The 13,399-nt window shown below is 73.5% G+C and carries 19 protein-coding genes; 7 read left to right on the top strand and 12 right to left on the bottom strand.

Annotated features, from left to right (window positions below; all coding sequences use genetic code 11):
- Positions 1-162: 162 nt before the first annotated feature.
- Entirely contained in the window at positions 163-903 is a 741-nt protein-coding gene (locus IE248_RS21365) for an HAD family hydrolase (RefSeq protein WP_229895458.1), read from the top strand.
- 31 nt (positions 904-934) lie between these two features.
- Here IE248_RS21365 and IE248_RS21360 read toward each other — a convergent pair whose 3' ends face one another.
- Positions 935-2,854, bottom strand: coding sequence for a glycoside hydrolase family 5 protein (locus IE248_RS21360; RefSeq protein ID WP_190031414.1), 1,920 nt, complete (start codon positions 2,852-2,854; stop codon positions 935-937).
- 250 nt (positions 2,855-3,104) lie between these two features.
- Here IE248_RS21360 and IE248_RS21355 point away from each other — a divergent pair, with 250 nt between their 5' ends.
- From IE248_RS21355 to IE248_RS21345, 3 genes are all read left to right on the top strand, one after another.
- The gene (locus tag IE248_RS21355) at positions 3,105-3,407 is read left to right on the top strand and encodes a hypothetical protein (protein WP_037794447.1); all 303 of its coding nucleotides are present in this window, start codon (positions 3,105-3,107) and stop codon (positions 3,405-3,407) included.
- 294 nt (positions 3,408-3,701) lie between these two features.
- Entirely contained in the window at positions 3,702-4,160 is a 459-nt protein-coding gene (locus IE248_RS21350; RefSeq protein ID WP_123076111.1) for a Crp/Fnr family transcriptional regulator, read from the top strand.
- A gap of 218 nt (positions 4,161-4,378) precedes the next feature.
- Positions 4,379-4,822, top strand: coding sequence for a subtilase-type protease inhibitor (locus IE248_RS21345; protein WP_037794445.1), 444 nt, complete (start codon positions 4,379-4,381; stop codon positions 4,820-4,822).
- Between the two features lie 106 nt (positions 4,823-4,928).
- Here IE248_RS21345 and IE248_RS21340 read toward each other — a convergent pair whose 3' ends face one another.
- Both IE248_RS21340 and IE248_RS21335 read right to left on the bottom strand, forming a co-directional pair.
- Positions 4,929-5,795 carry a GNAT family N-acetyltransferase gene (locus IE248_RS21340; protein WP_073793910.1) on the bottom strand — a complete coding sequence of 289 codons (867 nt, stop codon included), beginning with the start codon at positions 5,793-5,795 and terminating at the stop codon, positions 4,929-4,931.
- A 77-nt stretch (positions 5,796-5,872) separates the two neighbouring features.
- A complete protein-coding gene (locus tag IE248_RS21335; RefSeq protein ID WP_190031413.1) occupies positions 5,873-6,295 on the bottom strand; it encodes a hypothetical protein in 423 nt (140 codons plus the stop codon).
- Positions 6,296-6,464: 169 nt separating this feature from the next.
- On the opposite strand from IE248_RS21335, the gene IE248_RS21330 reads away from it, so the two are divergent.
- Positions 6,465-7,190 (top strand): SIR2 family NAD-dependent protein deacylase, encoded by a 726-nt coding sequence (locus tag IE248_RS21330; protein ID WP_190031412.1) that lies wholly within the window; start codon positions 6,465-6,467, stop codon positions 7,188-7,190.
- A 167-nt stretch (positions 7,191-7,357) separates the two neighbouring features.
- Here IE248_RS21330 and IE248_RS21325 read toward each other — a convergent pair whose 3' ends face one another.
- Positions 7,358-7,945: a hypothetical protein gene (locus IE248_RS21325; protein ID WP_229895438.1), complete on the bottom strand. Its 588-nt coding sequence runs from the start codon at positions 7,943-7,945 to the stop codon at positions 7,358-7,360.
- A 128-nt stretch (positions 7,946-8,073) separates the two neighbouring features.
- Between IE248_RS21325 and IE248_RS21320 the strand changes: the two genes are divergently transcribed.
- Together IE248_RS21320 and IE248_RS21315 are read left to right on the top strand one after the other, a co-directional pair.
- On the top strand, positions 8,074-8,361 hold the full coding sequence (locus IE248_RS21320; protein WP_100583763.1) for a DUF6400 family protein: 288 nt from the start codon (positions 8,074-8,076) through the stop codon (positions 8,359-8,361).
- A complete protein-coding gene (locus tag IE248_RS21315) occupies positions 8,348-8,605 on the top strand; it encodes a hypothetical protein (protein WP_008742810.1) in 258 nt (85 codons plus the stop codon). Before IE248_RS21320 ends, IE248_RS21315 begins: the two co-directional genes overlap by 14 nt.
- A gap of 33 nt (positions 8,606-8,638) precedes the next feature.
- On the opposite strand, the gene IE248_RS21310 is transcribed toward IE248_RS21315, so the two are convergent.
- The 8 genes from IE248_RS21310 to IE248_RS21275 form a co-directional block, all read right to left on the bottom strand.
- Positions 8,639-9,127 carry a VOC family protein gene (locus IE248_RS21310; protein WP_190031411.1) on the bottom strand — a complete coding sequence of 163 codons (489 nt, stop codon included), beginning with the start codon at positions 9,125-9,127 and terminating at the stop codon, positions 8,639-8,641.
- A gap of 130 nt (positions 9,128-9,257) precedes the next feature.
- A complete protein-coding gene (locus IE248_RS21305; protein ID WP_008742808.1) occupies positions 9,258-9,632 on the bottom strand; it encodes a hypothetical protein in 375 nt (124 codons plus the stop codon).
- A gap of 73 nt (positions 9,633-9,705) precedes the next feature.
- Positions 9,706-10,146: a roadblock/LC7 domain-containing protein gene (locus tag IE248_RS21300; protein WP_190031410.1), complete on the bottom strand. Its 441-nt coding sequence runs from the start codon at positions 10,144-10,146 to the stop codon at positions 9,706-9,708.
- A gap of 71 nt (positions 10,147-10,217) precedes the next feature.
- Positions 10,218-11,006 (bottom strand): hypothetical protein, encoded by a 789-nt coding sequence (locus tag IE248_RS21295; protein ID WP_008742806.1) that lies wholly within the window; start codon positions 11,004-11,006, stop codon positions 10,218-10,220.
- Positions 11,003-11,407: a hypothetical protein gene (locus IE248_RS21290; protein WP_008742805.1), complete on the bottom strand. Its 405-nt coding sequence runs from the start codon at positions 11,405-11,407 to the stop codon at positions 11,003-11,005. Before IE248_RS21290 ends, IE248_RS21295 begins: the two co-directional genes overlap by 4 nt.
- A gap of 160 nt (positions 11,408-11,567) precedes the next feature.
- Positions 11,568-11,810: a helix-turn-helix domain-containing protein gene (locus IE248_RS21285; protein WP_037794439.1), complete on the bottom strand. Its 243-nt coding sequence runs from the start codon at positions 11,808-11,810 to the stop codon at positions 11,568-11,570.
- 233 nt (positions 11,811-12,043) lie between these two features.
- Complete coding sequence (locus tag IE248_RS21280) at positions 12,044-12,682, bottom strand: DUF6461 domain-containing protein (protein ID WP_229895437.1); 639 nt, start codon at positions 12,680-12,682, stop codon at positions 12,044-12,046.
- Between the two features lie 41 nt (positions 12,683-12,723).
- Entirely contained in the window at positions 12,724-13,287 is a 564-nt protein-coding gene (locus tag IE248_RS21275; protein WP_008742801.1) for a TetR/AcrR family transcriptional regulator, read from the bottom strand.
- Positions 13,288-13,399 lie beyond the last annotated feature (112 nt).

Genomic DNA, 13,399 nt, shown 5'->3' with positions numbered 1-13,399 from the left:
CTTGGCGTGAAACCGATCGTGCGAACGGCCGAACGGTCATAGGCGTTGGCCGCACTCTAGGTCGATTCGGCCCGGCGGACACCCCACTTGACCCATCGGATGCCCACGGGATGCGGGACTTTACCCGGCTCGGGCGGTCCGGCCTATCCTTCCCACATGATCTTGCCGACCGAGACCACCCCGTCCGATCCGATCCGGCCAACCGCACCGACGGCACCGACCGCACCGACCGCAGCCGTCGAGCTCGTGATCTTCGACTGCGACGGGGTGCTCGTCGACAGCGAGCGGATCGCCGCCCGGGTGAACGTCGCGCTCGGCGCCGAACTCGGCTGGCCGCTCACCGAGGAAGAGGTGGTCCGCCGGTTCATCGGCCGCTCCAGCGCCTCGATACGGGAGCTGGTGGCCGCCCGGATCGGCGCCGAGGCGGCGCGGGTGTGGGACGAGCGGTTCGTGACCCTGCACGCGGAGGCGGTGGACGCGGGGCTCACCCCGGTCGACGGCCTGCCCGAGGCGCTCGACGCGATCACCCTGGCGACCTGCGTGGCCTCCAGCGGCTCGCACGAGAAGATGCGGCACACCCTCGGCCGCACCGGCCTGTACGAGCGGTTCGAGGGCCGGATCCACAGCGCCACCGAGGTCTCCCGGGGCAAGCCCGCCCCCGACCTGTTCCTCCACGCCGCCCGGCGGATGGGCGTCGACCCGGCGGCCTGCGTGGTGGTCGAGGACAGCCGCCCGGGCGTCGAGGCGGCCCGCGCGGCGGGCATGCGCTCCTTCGGCTACGCGGGCGGGCTGACCCCGGCGGAGGCCCTCGCCGGACCGGGCACGGTGGTCTTCACCGACATGCGCGACCTGCCGTCGCTGATCGCCGCCGCGGGGCCGGCCACGGGGACCGCCCGGGCGTGAACGGACGGACCCCGAAGCGGCTCCGCCCCGGTCACCCGGCCGGAAGGGGGCGGCACAGGAGGGCCGCCGGGCCCTGGCGGGAGGCGGCGCGGGTGGTGAAGGCGATGCCCGCCGCGTACTCGGTGAGCAGGCACTGGCCCTTGTAGTTGCCGTACGCGAACTCGCCGCCGCCCGCACCGGGCGGGCGGTTGTCGCCGCGGTCGAACCACACCGTACGGCCGGCCGCCGCCGGGAGGGCGGTGCGCGCCGGGGCGCACAGGGCCGCCGAGACGCGTTCGCCCCGCAGGCTGTAGCCGGTCAGGTACTGCCCGGCCGGGCACTGGAGCTTCGTGTACCCGCTCGCCCAGTCCCCGCCGGGCGGGACGTGGGCCTCGTCGCGGACCACCGTGTTCCCGCCCGTCGGGGCGCGCAGGCCGGAGCCGGCGCACAGGCCCCGGCCGCCGGTGTGGGCGAGGCCGGCCAGCCGGGAGCCGTCGGGGCAGACGGCCTTGCGGGCGCCGCTGTCCCAGTCCCCGGCGGCCCTGGTGAGCAGCGAGGCGTTGTGGTCGCGGTGGTCGATGTCGAGCTGGTACCAGGCGGGGGCTTCGGGGATCGCGCCGGTGCGGCCCGCCGTGCCCGCGAGCCCGGTCCACGGCCGTGTGCGCCAGTCCGCCGGGTCCGGTACGCCGGAGCGGCGGCCGGTGTTGTCGTAGCGGAGCATCGCCCAGCTGTCGCCGCCCGGGGCGCCCTGCGCGGTGGTGCTCCAGCCGACCAGGGGCCAGTAGGCGAAGTCGGCGTCGGCGCGGGTCAGGTAGCCGGTGAGGTTCTCGAACCAGGCGCGGGGCTTCGCGCCGGTCTCGTCGGCGCCGATGCCGAACTCGCTGATCCACACGGGTGCGGTGAAGTGCGTACCGGTTTCGGCGGAGACGAAGAAGGCCTGGTCGTAGAGGGTCTGTTCGAGCTGGGCCGGGGTCATGTCCTGGTAGCGGAGGTCGCTGGTCTCGCCGATGCCGGTGGCGCCGCTGTGGTGGGGGCCGGTGTAGCCGTAGAAGTGGGCGGCGTAGACGAGCTTGTGGGAGACGGCCAGGGTGTGGGAGAGGGTGCGGACGGGGGCGAGGGCGGGGCGGCCGTGGGCGAAGCCGTCCACGGGGATGCCGGTCCAGTTGATGCCCTCGATCACGATGAGCAGGTTCGGGTTGGCCTCGGTGAGGATCCGGTCGGCGGCCTCCTGGGCGGCCGCGTGCCAGTCGTGGCCGTCGCCGAGGCCCCAGTTGGGGTCGTCGAAGACGTCGCGGCGCACCTCGTTGTAGAGGTCCACGCCGACCACGCGCGGGTTGTCGCGGTAGCGGCGGGCGAGGAACACCCAGTCGTCGGCCCACTGAGCGGTGGAGCGGCCGCTGTTCCAGCGTTCGTTGCCGTCGAGGCCGCAGCACCAGCGGGTGGTGCCGGTGTGGTTGTTCAGGATGACGGCGAACCCGGCGTCGGTGAGGGCGGCGACGACCGCGTCGTAGACCTGGAGCGGGGTGCGGCCGCGCAGGGCGGGGTTCGCGGCGACGGCCGCATCGGGGACGGGGGCGGCGGTGCGGAGCATCTCGTTGGAGAACGGCAGCCGGATGCTGTTGAGGCCGAGGGCGCGGAAGTCGGCCAGCAGGGTGGGCAGGGGCACCCGGTCGAGTCCGAGCGGGATGCCGTGGGAGTCCTGGCCGCTGTGGTGGGTCGCGGGATCGTTGCGGTCGCCGGAGCCGTTCCAGGAGCCCTGGGCTCCGTCCCAGTTGCCGGAGCGGAGGCGGAACCGGTCGCCGTTCGCGTCCACGATGTAGCGGCCGCGGGTGGACAGCGGCGCCGTCCAGGCGGGCGCGACGGCGGGCGCGGGGGCGGCAGCGGCGGCCGCCGGGGTCGCCGCCACGGCGGGCAGGAGCCCCGCCAGGAGCATGAGGACGCCCGGTATCGCGCGTAAGAGGTGGTTCTGCATCTCGCTCCTGACAGGGGCCGGACGTCGGGGATTGCCGCGGTCAAGTTACCGGCCGGTCAGCTGGAGCGGAAGCCACGCGCGCGGGCACTTTCGGGCCCCTGGCGGGGCCGTGCGGGCCCGGAGTCCCGTCAACCGGACGCGGCCCTCGCCACCCCTTCACACAGGGTCACCCTGTCGAAACGGCCCCGCGCGGCGCCCGGCGGGCCTACCGTGCCCTCAGGGTTGGGCACGGCACGGGAGGGTGGGGCGGATGGACGACGAAGAAGACATGCGGCTTGCGAGGATGACCCCGGAGATCTCGCGCCGCACGCTCGCGATGCTGCGCGGGCTGGCCGGTATGGAGCCCCCTGAGCAGGTGCCCGAGGAGGCCATGCTGGTGGCGGACGCGATCCTCGCCGAGCACGGCACCGACGGCCTCCGCGTCCTCGTGATGACCCTGGCGGCCTGGGCGACGGCCCAGATCGAGAACGTGGCGGAGCTGAGCCGGCGCAGCCACGAGGCGGTGCTCGACGCGATGGAACTGGCCTGCCTGGAGGCGAACGCCGAGGACTAGGTTCGCGGCGCCCCCGGCCGCGGGCCGCCGGGCGCGGGCACGGGCACGGGCCGACAGGCGGCCGCTGGCGGGCGCGGGCCGCCGGGTGGGGGCCGGCGGGCGCGAGGTCGACCGCCGACGGGCGTCGAGGTGCCGGGCGGGTGTCGCCGGGGGCGCCGGGCCTCGCCGCGGCCCGTTCAGGGCCGCCGGGCGGCCGCGACGCACCGATCGGTGACGGGCCGGCCCTGGATCGCCGGGATTCGGCGACACTGGGGGGAGCAGGAGCGTCCCGGGGGGTCGTGATCGGAGGCCGTCGTGAGCACACCTTCCCCTGTACGGATCGCCGCCGTCCTGTCCACCGAGCACCGTGGACGGCTCATGTCCCACGCCCGCGAGGTCAATTTCCCGGAGGGCGCCCGGGTCTTCGACGAAGGCGCCCGCGCGGAGTCCTTCTGGATCGTGCGTTCCGGCACGATGACCCTGGAGGTCCCCATGCCCAGCCGCCGGCCCACGCCGATCGAGAGCCTCGGCCCCGGTGAGCTGGTCGGCTGGTCCTGGCTGTTCCCGCCGTACGTGTGGCAGCTGAGCGCCGAGGCGATGACACCGGTCCGCGCGTACGAGTTCGACGCGACGACCGTACGCGTGCTGATGGACGCCGATCCCGCCTTCGGCTCCGCCATCGGGCACTGGGTCGGGCGCGTCCTCGCGCTGCGGCTCCAGCAGACCCGGACCCGCCTGATCGACCTCTACGCCCCGCACGCCATCGCGGGCTAGAGCGGGCCCCCGAGGGGGCGCGCGAAGGGCTTCTGGGGGTGTGTTCGGCCGTTTCCGCCGTGCGCTCCCCCACAGGTCAGCATCCCGGCACCGCTGCGGACTGCACTCATGCGCTCACGATCGGTGACGAGAAATAGGGGTCCGAACGGGCGTTCACAGCCCGTGTGCGCAAGACTCCCGTCCGTTATCCGAAACGCGAACCCAAGGGAGTGTTCGAAATGCGGTCCATCGCAAGGGGTCTCGGACTCGGTTCCGCCGCCATGGCTCTCACCGCGCTCACCGCGCTGGCCTGGCCCGGAACGGCCGGAGCCGCACCCTCCGGCACGGCAAGCCTGTACGCGCCGTCGGCGCTCGTGCTCGGCATCACCGCCGGGGAGGACGCCGCGAGCGGGACGGTGCTGCGCGCGGTGACCCTCGTCTGCGCACCGAGGCCGGGCGGCACGCACCCGTCCCCCGCCGCCGCGTGCGCCGAACTGCGGGCGAACTCCGACCGGTTGGACGCGGTGGCGAAGCCCGGCAGGGGCGCCGCGTGTACCAGGGAGTGGAACCCCGTGACCGTGACAGCCGACGGGGTGTGGCAGGGCCACCGGATGAGCTACTCGTACACCTTCGGCAACCCGTGCGGCCTGCGGAACACCACCGGGGCGCTGTTCGGCTTCTGACGTCCCGCGGCGTCCGGCGACGTCCCGCGGTATCGACGAGGAGAGGGGCCGGGCGGCGCCGTGCGACCGCCGCCCGGCCCCGGCTCCGGACCCGGCCCCGCGGATGTCAGCCGAGTTCGAGGCTGGTGACCCCGTACAGGCCGGCCAGATCGAGCTCCGGGGCCGGGCCCGTGTACATGCGGGCCGCCTCGAAGGTGGGGACCAGGCCCAGGCCGGTGAACAGGGCGGTGGCGGCCCGGTTCACGTCGGGTACGTCCACGGCGACCTCCCCACCGGGCGCGTGCTCCGCGAGCCGCCGCAGCAGGGCGGCCGCCACCCCCGGGGTCGCGGCGTACAGCGGTCCGATCCGGGAGGCGGAGCTGCACGGGCGGATCACTCCGAGCCCTTCGATCCGCCCGTCCCGGACGGCGGCGAGGGCGGTGCGGCCCGGGAGGCCGGTCCAGGCGGAGAGGAAGGCGTCACGGGACGCGGGGAAGAACCTGCGGTCGTACGCGGCGAGTTGACGGAAGGGGAGGGTGGCGGCGTCCACGATCTCCACGCCGTCCGCACCGTCCGTGCCCGCCGCATCGAGCGCGGCCCCCTGCGGCACACCCTCGTGGCGGACGTTGTTCCAGGCCGAACGGAACCCGGACTTGCGGTAGTTGTCCTGCTGGTCGACCACCCCGTCCAGGCCGACGAGCCGCCCGTCGAGCCGCTCCATCCCGGCCTGCCACAGCCGGATCCCGTATCCACGGCCACGGAAGGCGGGGCGCGCGATGTAGAAACCGATGAACCCGAAGCCGGCCCCGTAGCGGACGGCGGAGATGCAGGCGGCCGGTTCGCCGTCGAGACGGCCGACGAGGAAGCCCTCGGGGTCGGCGACCGCGAAGGCGAAGCGGTCGGTGTCGCCCGGGTTCCAGCCCTCCTCATCGGCCCAGGCGCGGATCATTTCCATGTCTGCGGCGCTGGCGCCGGTGATCTCGAATCCCGTCATGTCGGGTGTTGTACCAGATGCGCGGCGGCCCCGGCAGCTGGTGCCAACCGGCCGGCGTGAGACCGGAGTACGCGCCGTCAGCCCGCGCAGATCACGTCGTCGAGCCTGATCGGCCGGGAGTCGAGGCGGACGTACGCGGTGAAGGTGTCGGTGCGCGCCTCGGCTCCGCGGCCCCAGTGGGTGGTGACGGTGGCCCATCCGACGCGCGCTCCCGGGGCGACGGTGACGGCGCCGACCTCGATCTGCTCCGGGGTGCTCCGGGAGCACAACAGCACGTCGACATCGGATTGCTGCTGTTTGTCCCTGAGGGCCTGGGAGATCCGGTCGTAGCGGTTGGCCTCGGAGGGTCCGTGATGGCCGTAGAAATCGGTGAGGAAGGTTCTGATCTGGGCGGCGTCGTGGGGCGGGGCCGGTGCGGTGACCGTTGTCGCCGCCGCGGAGGGGGCGGCGGCGAGGACGGTCACGAGCAGGGCGCCGAGGATGTGCGTCAGGGGCTTCATGCCCCGTTTCTTAACCGCCCGGGCGGCTGCGCAGGAGGGGCGCGGGGCGGATCTCACTCCGGTGGCGGGCGGGATTCACCGCAGACACGACCATCCGGCGGCGCGCCGCTTGCGGGGGCGGAGGTTAATCCGTTCGCGGGGGGACGCGGGCCGTACGTAGGGTCGGATCATGGGAAAGCCGCTTGTCGCAGTGTTCAGTGGGGCCGGGATGTCCACCGACTCCGGGATTCCGGACTACCGGGGGCCCCAGGGGTTGTGGCGGCGTGACCCGGATGCCGAGAAGCTCGTGACGTACGAGTACTACATGGCCGACCCGGAGATCCGGCGGCGCTCCTGGCGGATGCGCGCCGAGATCGGCGCCCTCGGGGCGCGGCCGAACGCCGCGCACCGGGCCGTCGCGGAGCTGGAGCGGGGCGGGACCCCGGTCCGGGTGATCACCCAGAACGTGGACGGGCTGCACCAGCTCGCCGGGATGCCCGCGCGCAAGGTCTTCGAGCTGCACGGCACCGCCCGGTCGGTGCTCTGCACGGCCTGTCACGCCCGGTCGGGGATGGAGGAGGCGCTGGCCCGGGTCGCCGCCGGGGAACCGGATCCCGCGTGTCTGGCGTGCGGCGGGATCCTGAAGTCGGCGACCGTGATGTTCGGCGAGCGGCTCGACCCGCAGGTACTGGCGCAGGCCGTGGCCGTGGCCAAGGGGTGTCAGGTCTTCATCGCCGTCGGGACGACGCTCCAGGTGCAGCCGGCCGCCTCGCTGGCCGGCATGGCCGCGACGGCGGGGGCCCGGCTGATCATCGTGAACGCGGAGGAGACCCCGTACGACGAGCTGGCCGACGAGGTCATCCGCGAACCGATCGGCACCGCCCTACCGGCCCTCCTCACCCGGATCGCCGCGTAGGGCCTGCCGCCTAAGTCCGGTGCCGTGCGGCGCCGGGCGCCGCGGCCCGGGCGCCGGCATGACGACAGGGCCCAGCCGGGCGCCGGCCCAGCGGGCGCCGGCCCAGCAGGCACCAGCCCAGCGGGCGCCGGCTTCGGCCGCGCCCGGGCCCCGGCGGGGTGCGCGGGTCAGCTGACGGCCGCGCCGGAGCTGGGGGTGGCGGCGCGGCGGGGCTCCGCGTCGCCGCGCACCTTCCACCAGGCCGATCCGAGCAGCAGCGCGCCCGGGAGCACTCCCGCGACGGCGGCGACGGCCGCCTGCGGGGCTCCGGCGGCGGCCAGCGCCAGCCCGGCGGCGCCGCACCCGGACAGCCCCGCGCCCAGCAGGTGGAGCGCAGGCATCCGCCAGACGACCGCGAGGCCGAAGAAGTGCACGCCGACCACGAGGGCGATCCAGCCCACCGTGGCCCGCGGGGTGTGCAGCACGTTGTTGATGACCACGATGCCGGCGACGCCGACGACCGCTTCGGCGGCCACCACGTACCGGTAGCGCCGCCCGAAGTGCACGGCCGGCGCGGCCTCGGCGGCCGCCTCGGGCCGGGGCGCGGGCCCGGACGCGGGCGCGCGGCGCAGCGTGATCAGCAGAGCGACGAAGGCGGCCACCGCCAGCACCCGCAGCGCGGTGCCCGCGGCGACCGGCAGGGCGCCCGCGTTCACCTGGATGAAGGCGAGCCCGAAGCTCGCGCCGATGATCCGGCCCGTTCTTTCCCTTGTCATACCGCGCAGTCTCACCGATGTGGATCTTGGAACACAACGCGCGCACCGCCCGGGAGCCCGTCCCGGGCGGCTGTGACATCTCCCACCCCCTCTTGCCCGGAGAAGGAAGGGTTACCTAAGTTCGTTGTATGGCTCCCTCCCCCACACCCCCCACCGGCCCGGACGGCGCCGGCCGGCCCGGCTCCCCCGAGCTGGTCGACTTCGCCGTCGACCTCACCGCGCAGGAGGCGCTCCGGCAGGCCCAGGTCCTGGCCGCCATCGGCCCCGACTGGGACCCGATCGAGGTGCTGCGCGGCGAAGAGGCGGCGTACGACCTGCTGTACTCCGGTCTCGACGCGGACCAGCAGCGCCTCTACGACGACCTCGTCGCGGCCGGCGTGCTGCCGCGGCGCGGGGGCGGCCGTGCTGCCGCTTGACCCGCAGGCGGACATCGGACGCCGGGCGTGGGTGGCCTGCCCGAGCTGTGACGACGCCCGCGGCTGCGAGCCGTGCGAGCAGCGCCGCACCTGCTCCGAGCACTGGCGCTACATGCTGTCCAACACCGGCAGCCTGCTGAACCTGCAGTGCCCGTCGTGCACGCATGTCTGGGTGCACGAGAGCGGCTTCGGCGCGACCCGCTCCTTGTGGGACCGGGTCACGAGCGGCTGGTCCCGCCACTGAGGCCCTGAGGCCGCCGAAGGACGCGGGCGCCGTTCAGGCGCCGTCGGCGGCCCGCCGCAGCTCCGCCACGTCGAGCTTCTTCATCTTCATCATGGCGGCGGTCGCGCGGGCCGCCCGCTCCGGGTCGGGGTCGGAGATCAGCTCGATGGCGCCCGGCGGGATGACCTGCCAGGAGACGCCGAACCTGTCCTTGACCCAGCCGCAGGCGGACTCCTGGCCGCCGTCCCCGGTGAGCGCGTCGTAGTAGTAGTCCGACTCGGCCTCCTCCTCCGTGTGGATCTGGAAGGAGATGGCCTCGGTGAACGGGAACTGCGGTCCGCCGTTGAGGCCGACGAACTTCTGTCCGTTGATCTCGAACTCGACGACCATGACCTCGCCGGCCGTACCGGGGCCCGCTTCGTTGTAGCGGCCGATGCGGCCGATCCTGCCGTCCTTGAACACCGACATGTAGTAGTCGGCTGCGGCTTCCGCGTCGCCGTCGAACCACAGACAGGTGGTGAAGCCCTTGCCGCTGACGCTCATGACTGCCTCCAGAGTGTGTGCGGGACCAGCGTCCCGCACCTACAGACCGGAGCCGGGACCGAAACTCATCGGTCGGCCCGGACCGGTCCGTCTTTCATCCTGGAACGCGCTGTGACGGCGGCCTGCGGCCCTACACCTCCAGATCGTTTTCGATCTTCTTCAGCTGGTGCCTCGCCATCGCGAGGTTCGCCCTGCCCCGATCGAGGGCCAGATAGAGGAAGAATCCGTCGGATCCCCGCGCCTTCATCAGCCGGATCAGGTGGTATTGGCCGCCGAGGGTGATCAGGATGTCCTCGATCTCGTCCTTGAGGCCCAGCATCTCCATGGTGCGGACCTTCGCGCGCACCACGTCGGTGTTGCCCGCCGCGGCCACGGCGAGGTCAAGGTCCTTGCCGCCACCGATGGTGCCGAGGGCCATGCCGCTGCCGTAGTCGACGAGGGCTGCGCCGATCGCGCCTTCGATGGTGGTGGTGGCTTCCTTGAGGGCGGTCTCCACGTTGACCATGAGGGATTCCTCTTTCTCGTTGAACTGCTGAACTGTCCTGGATTTCGGTACTGCGAGGGGTGGTCTGGGGGGCTCAGGCCGGCGGGGCGCCCGGGGGGTTCGCACCCGGGCCCCGGCGGCCGAGGCTGTGCTCTATGAGCTCGGCGATGCGGACGCTGGAGCGGCGCGCTTCCAGGTGGAGGCGGCCGACGTTGACGCGCGGCTGCGCGATGAGGGTGAGGACGGCGGCTTCGCCGGCCGCGTAGGTGGCGACGTACCCGTGTTCGCCGCGGACGAGGAGTTCACGGAAGCCGCCTTGGCCGGTGCTGTCGCTGAGCCGCTGGGCCACGCCGAGGGCGGCGGCGGTCAGGGCCGCCACGGCCTCCGCCTCGGCGGAGGCACTGTCCTGGGCGAGCACGAGGCCGTCGACGCTCGCGGCGAGGGCGCCGGTGAGCTGGGGGACGCGGGCGCGCAGCCGGCGGAGCTCGGCGAGTATCTCGGCTTCGGACTCGGCGGACACCATCGCCGTACTCATGTCGGCCTTACTCCTTTCGGGCTGCCTCCGCTCGGAGCGTTCGGTGCGCAGGACCGGTCGCAGCGGGAGCCTCACAGGCTTGCCTCCAGTGCGTCGCGTAACCGGCGGAGCAGCGCCACGTCCGGAGGTTGGGCTTGGGTCATCCAGTCGGGCAGCGGCGCTTCCACCGGTGCCGGAGCGGGAGCGTGCGGGGTGTCGACCAGTCCGGCCGCCGCGAGTCTGCGTACGTCGAGCAGCGTGTGGAAGGCCGGCCGGCCCAGCACCCAGGCGAGGTCGGCCGGCGTCCGTATGCCGTCCGCCTGCGCCAGCAGGAGCCGTTGGCGTGCGGTGACGGTCTGGCCGGGGGCGGCGGCCCGTGGCACCACCGGGGCGGTGTCGAGCAGCGGGTAGGGCCAGACCGCGTCGAGGAGTTCTCGGCGGCGGCGGGTCTCGCGTTCCACGGCGGCCGCGGGGACGGAGCGCATGGATCCGATCCAGTGGGTGGCCCCGCGGCGGAAGCGGGAGGGGCCGCTGCCCGGGGAGAGGGCGAAGAAGGCGGCGTCGAATATCGCGGCGAGGTGGCAGATTTCCAGTTCACCTCCCGCGAGCCCGCCGCTGTCGACGAGGAAGCGGGCGACCTGCCGGCGGGCGCCGGCCCGGTCGACGGCCTCCCGCCAGCGCTCGGGGGCGAGTCCGCCGCCGGTGGTGAGGAGGACGTCGAGTCCGGGGGTGGCGGGGCTTTCGGCATGGACGATGCGGCCGTCTTCGAGGAAGAGGGTGCCGCGGTCGCGGAGGAGGGCGCCGGTGGCGCGTTCGGCGGCGAGCCGGGTGAGCAAGGGGGACACCTCAACGGAGATACCGGGGAGGGTGGAGGGGGTCATCTGAGTACCAGTCCCTCGGCGAGGGCGCGGAGTCGGTGGCGGGCGAGGGCGAGGTTTCCGTCGGCGCGGTCGAGCCAGAGGTGGAGGAAGACGCTGCTGTCGAAGCTCGTCTCGACGAAGCGCAGGACGTGGTAGCCGGTGCGGGTGGTGACGATCAGGTCCTCCAGCGGCGGACCTGCCGGGTCGGGGGTTCCGGTTTCCGGTGCCGCCGGGGCGAAGGACTCGTACTCGGCGGCGGCGCGGGCCAGTTCGGCGGTTTCCGCGGCGGTGGTCTCGTGGTCCCCCACGGGTGATTCCCCGACGGTGCCGAGGGCCAGTCCACTGCTCCAGTCGACCAGCGCGGCACCCCGCGCCCCGGGCAGGGTCATGGCTTCGAGCAGGCATTCGTCGATCCCGGGCACGCGGGCTCCCCTCCCGGCCAGACGTGCTGGGTGCACGGTCGTACGGCGCGACAGGAGGGAACTTACTCAAGTTCCACAGTACGAAAGGGCGTTCTGGCATTTTCCGCTGGAACATGCACAGGTGTGCTAAGCAGCTTGGCCGGAACCCGTCCACTTCTGCTCACGAAGCAAGCGGAAGGTCCTCCGCGAGCCTGAACGCCCCGTGCTCGCGCCGCACATATCCCTCGTGGCTGAGGGTGCGGAGGAGGTGGTAGACGGTCGGCAACGGGATTCCGGTCACCCGCGACAAGCGCTTCGCCGTCGCTTCGCCCTCCGCGTGCATCGCCTCGACGAGGCGCAGCGCGCGCTGCACGGAACCGATGAGGGTGGGTGTGCTGTCCTTCTGGCTGTGATCGGCGCCCATGAGTGATCCCCCTGCTCCGGTACGAGGCCTGGCGAACCCATCAAAGTGGGTCACAGGCCGCAAAACCAGCGGACGCGCTTAAACCTGAGCATAAGATCACCGCACGCCGGGCCAGCGCCCTGCGGCTCTCCATCCTGCCCGGAACGCGCCCCCGAGAGGGGCGAACGGGAAAGGTGGGCGTGGAGACCGGGCGCGCGGCGGCGGCTCCGTCGGCGCGGCCGCCTCCGCCACCGCTACCGCGTGCAGGTCACGAAGGCCGGGAGCGGGGCGTCCTCGACCAGGTGCCTCGGCAGGGCCAGCGCGAAGCGGGATTCCAGTACGGCGAGGGTGAGCCGGTCGCGCTCCTCCCACGGCTCGTCCTCGGGGCGCGCGCAGGCGCCGTCCGGCAGGAGGATCTTGGCCGCGACCAGCTCCGGGAGCAGGAGGTCCGGCTGGTGGCCGCCCCGCCAGCACTCCTCGCCGAGGCCGAAGCAGCACAGCAGCTCCCCGTCCCGGGCGTACGCGAACTGCCGCGGCGGGTGGTCGGGCTGCGGGTCCAGGTGGACGGCCTCGACGCCGCCCCACGAGACCTCGGCGAGCCGCTCGGCGCCGGACGGCATGCCGTGCTCGACGGCGAAGGACCAGCCGCCCCAGCGGCCGACGCGGGCCACGCCGTCGCCGTCCACGGTCTCGCCGGCCATGCTCCACGCGTCCGAGGCGCCCAGCGGGCCGGGGCGGATGCCGGGCAGCGCGCCGAGCCGCGCGGCGAGTTCCTCGGGCGCTATGCCCCGGGCGAAGGTCAGGCTGACGAACCAGCCGTCCCAGTGGGCGAGCCACTGGATGCCGCTGCCGCCCGTGTCCCCGACGGCGTCCGATATGTCGGCTGTCAGCACGGTGTCCTCCCGTGTCCGGTCTTCCCCCACCGGCACGATAGTCACTCCGCGGGCGGATCCGGGAGGAGGCGCTCGACCATTGCCTCAATGAGCCCCTCCACGGGATGGGGCTCCAGGACCGCCGGAACGGTCAGGTCGTCCACGATCAGGCCCAGCATCGCCAGGTAGATCAGGACGACCCCCTGCCGGTCCCCGGGCAGGCCCGCCTCCAGGTGCCAGGCGACGTTCGCCTCCAGTTCGGCGCCCTGGAACCGGGCGGCCTCCGCCTGGAGCTCGGGGCGCCGGGTCGCCTCCAGCCGCAGCTCCAGCATCGCGATGTGGACGCTGCGCTCGCGCCGCATCCGGGCGAGGAGCTGGCCGAGCAGCACCTTGGTGTCCAGCGGGCCGGCCAGTTCGGCCGGGTCGGGAACCAGCCGTTCCCGGGTGCGGTGCAGGATCTGGACGAGCAGCTGGGCCCGGTTGGCGAAGTAGTTCGAGGCCGTGCCGGTCGGTACGCCAGCCTCCTTGTCGACCGCGCGCAGGGTCAGGCCTCGCGAGCCCTCGGCGGCCAGCACTTCGATCGCGGCGTCGAGCAGCGCGGCGCGGCGCTCCGGATTCTGGCGCATGGGCGGGTCCCTGGGGCGTGAGGGGCTCGTCGCACCGGACCCGGGGGACGGGCCCGGCGGGGCGGCTGAGCCGGCATGTCGAAGCACTGCACGCGCAGTGCTTCGCACACGC

It is taken from the genome of Streptomyces goshikiensis (assembly GCF_014650555.1).
Lineage (GTDB): Bacteria > Actinomycetota > Actinomycetes > Streptomycetales > Streptomycetaceae > Streptomyces > Streptomyces goshikiensis.
This window is presented reverse-complemented; position numbering and strand designations above follow the sequence as displayed.

Bases quoted from the DNA above. Each gene is read 5' to 3' on its own strand.
- IE248_RS21360 (WP_190031414.1), bottom strand. From the start codon at position 2,854: ATGCAGAACCACCTCTTACGCGCGATACCGGGCGTCCTCATGCTCCTG.
- IE248_RS21355 (WP_037794447.1), top strand. From the start codon at position 3,105: ATGGACGACGAAGAAGACATGCGGCTTGCGAGGATGACCCCGGAGATC.
- IE248_RS21345 (WP_037794445.1), top strand. From the start codon at position 4,379: ATGCGGTCCATCGCAAGGGGTCTCGGACTCGGTTCCGCCGCCATGGCT.
- IE248_RS21340 (WP_073793910.1), bottom strand. From the start codon at position 5,795: ATGACGGGATTCGAGATCACCGGCGCCAGCGCCGCAGACATGGAAATG.
- IE248_RS21335 (WP_190031413.1), bottom strand. From the start codon at position 6,295: ATGAAGCCCCTGACGCACATCCTCGGCGCCCTGCTCGTGACCGTCCTC.
- IE248_RS21330 (WP_190031412.1), top strand. From the start codon at position 6,465: ATGGGAAAGCCGCTTGTCGCAGTGTTCAGTGGGGCCGGGATGTCCACC.
- IE248_RS21325 (WP_229895438.1), bottom strand. From the start codon at position 7,945: ATGACAAGGGAAAGAACGGGCCGGATCATCGGCGCGAGCTTCGGGCTC.
- IE248_RS21320 (WP_100583763.1), top strand. From the start codon at position 8,074: ATGGCTCCCTCCCCCACACCCCCCACCGGCCCGGACGGCGCCGGCCGG.
- IE248_RS21310 (WP_190031411.1), bottom strand. From the start codon at position 9,127: ATGAGCGTCAGCGGCAAGGGCTTCACCACCTGTCTGTGGTTCGACGGC.
- IE248_RS21305 (WP_008742808.1), bottom strand. From the start codon at position 9,632: ATGGTCAACGTGGAGACCGCCCTCAAGGAAGCCACCACCACCATCGAA.
- IE248_RS21300 (WP_190031410.1), bottom strand. From the start codon at position 10,146: ATGAGTACGGCGATGGTGTCCGCCGAGTCCGAAGCCGAGATACTCGCC.
- IE248_RS21295 (WP_008742806.1), bottom strand. From the start codon at position 11,006: ATGACCCCCTCCACCCTCCCCGGTATCTCCGTTGAGGTGTCCCCCTTG.
- IE248_RS21285 (WP_037794439.1), bottom strand. From the start codon at position 11,810: ATGGGCGCCGATCACAGCCAGAAGGACAGCACACCCACCCTCATCGGT.
- IE248_RS21275 (WP_008742801.1), bottom strand. From the start codon at position 13,287: ATGCGCCAGAATCCGGAGCGCCGCGCCGCGCTGCTCGACGCCGCGATC.